The sequence below is a fragment of the Syntrophorhabdus sp. genome (assembly GCA_012719415.1).
Classification (GTDB): Bacteria; Desulfobacterota; Syntrophorhabdia; order Syntrophorhabdales; family Syntrophorhabdaceae; genus Delta-02.
The window spans coordinates 1-1,652 of record JAAYAK010000205.1 but is presented as its reverse complement, the minus strand read 5'-3'; the positions used below and the strand labels follow the sequence as shown (position 1 = coordinate 1,652).

General features: G+C 57.4%; 1 protein-coding gene. It reads right to left on the bottom strand.

Annotation, left to right across the window (positions count from 1 at the left end; translation table 11 throughout):
- Window positions 1–108 precede the first annotated feature (108 nt).
- Window positions 109–1,365 carry a PQQ-dependent sugar dehydrogenase gene (locus GXX82_12110; protein ID NLT23782.1) on the bottom strand — a complete coding sequence of 419 codons (1,257 nt, stop codon included), beginning with the start codon at window positions 1,363–1,365 and terminating at the stop codon, window positions 109–111.
- Between the last annotated feature and the right edge of the window lie 287 nt (window positions 1,366–1,652).

Sequence of the window (1,652 nt, the reverse complement as noted above, 5' to 3'; positions counted from 1 at the left end):
GAACTTCTTTGTTCGGTATGCTTGCTTAAGCCCTCGGGGCCGTTGAGGGGGACACATCAATGTGCGAGAACAGTATAATATGATACTGTTGGACTTACAAGTAAATTGTCAGCGGCCCTGGTAAGACATGTCCTGTCGGGGCATGATCCGGTAGATCCTGTCGTCGCCTTCCGCCGGCCTGCCGCGCCCGTCCCTGTTGCTGGTGAGGAAGTAGAGATAGCCATCGGGTCCCTGGACGATGTCGCGGATGCGTCCGTAACGTCCTTCCACGTCTCCCGGGACGAACCACCGCTCGATGGCCGAGACGGCATGGCGGTCGCCCTCTCTCTTGAGCTTCACGCGGATAAGGGCGTTACTCCTCAAGGTCGCGACGAAGAGGTCGTTCTCCAGGTGGGAGAGAGGTCCCTTCCGGCAGAAGGTGATGCCTCCCGGCGGCGTTGCCCTTTTCCAGACGATGATAGGGTCCCTGTACGGCCTGATGGATGGGGCTCCGGCAACCTCGGGCCATCCGTAATTGGCGCCCCTGACGATGATGTTGATCTCATCGTTGCCGAAGATCAGGGCTTCTCCCGAGGGTCCGTGCTCGGACGCGAAAAGCTCCCCCGTGACGGGGTGCCAGGCAAGACCCTGGGGATTGCGGTGTCCCCATGACCAGACCCGCGAATTGAAGGGATTGTCGCGGGGCACATCGCCCTCGGGGGTGACCCTGAGGATCTTCCCGTTCAGGGAATTGAGGTCCTGGGCCAGTTTCCTTTCGTACTTCTCGCCCGTTCCCACATAAAGCATGCCGTCGGGGCCGAAGGCGATCCGACCACCGTTGTGGTTCCTCGCCCCCGGTATCGCGTCCACGATGACCCTGTCGAGGCGCCCCATGTTCCCTTCATCCTTCAGGCGGACCACCCTGTTCATTGTCTCGCCCTTCCGTGTGTACGTATACATGGCATACACGTAAGGCTGTTCCGGAAATGCCGGATGAAGGGCAAGACCCATCAGGCCGCCTTCGCCGACGTTCCGGACGTCGATCGTAGCCCAGGGGCGCGGCTCAAGTGCGCCTGCCGTGATAAGGCGTATTCTGCCGGGCCTTTCGCTGACCAGTGCCCGGCCGTCAGGAAGGAAAACGAGCGACCAGGGTACCTCGAGGCCCGCGATCCAGGGTCTGACAACGATATTGTCCCCCTCGGGGAGGAACCTGTCCTGAACCGTCTGGGGGATGGGACCAACTTCCATGGCTATTGTCGGTGACGGCGCTGACACGAGGACGGAGAGGATAACGAGCAGTATGCCGACGACACGCGCGGGTGTTGCTCCATCCCCTGGGCGCGATGAAAGGGGGTTGCCTGTCATAAAGTTAATGATATGGAGCATCGGTCGATGTGTCAACCGGTCGTGCTGGATCATGAACAACTATAAATAGTAAACTGTGTGCGATAACAGTGCGTTTAATTGCACTACGAAATATCAGGAGGATAGTTCTATGTAATGGATGTTCTTTATTATTTATATCTGTCGGGGACAGGTAAATCCTCCAATCCGGAGGAGATAGTGACCAATGACCACATTCCAATGGCCAATGAAGAAGATAATGACCAGTTTAGCAATAACCAGATGAACGGAGGGAAGGGCACAGCGGGCTGCCTGTATCAATTTTTTTT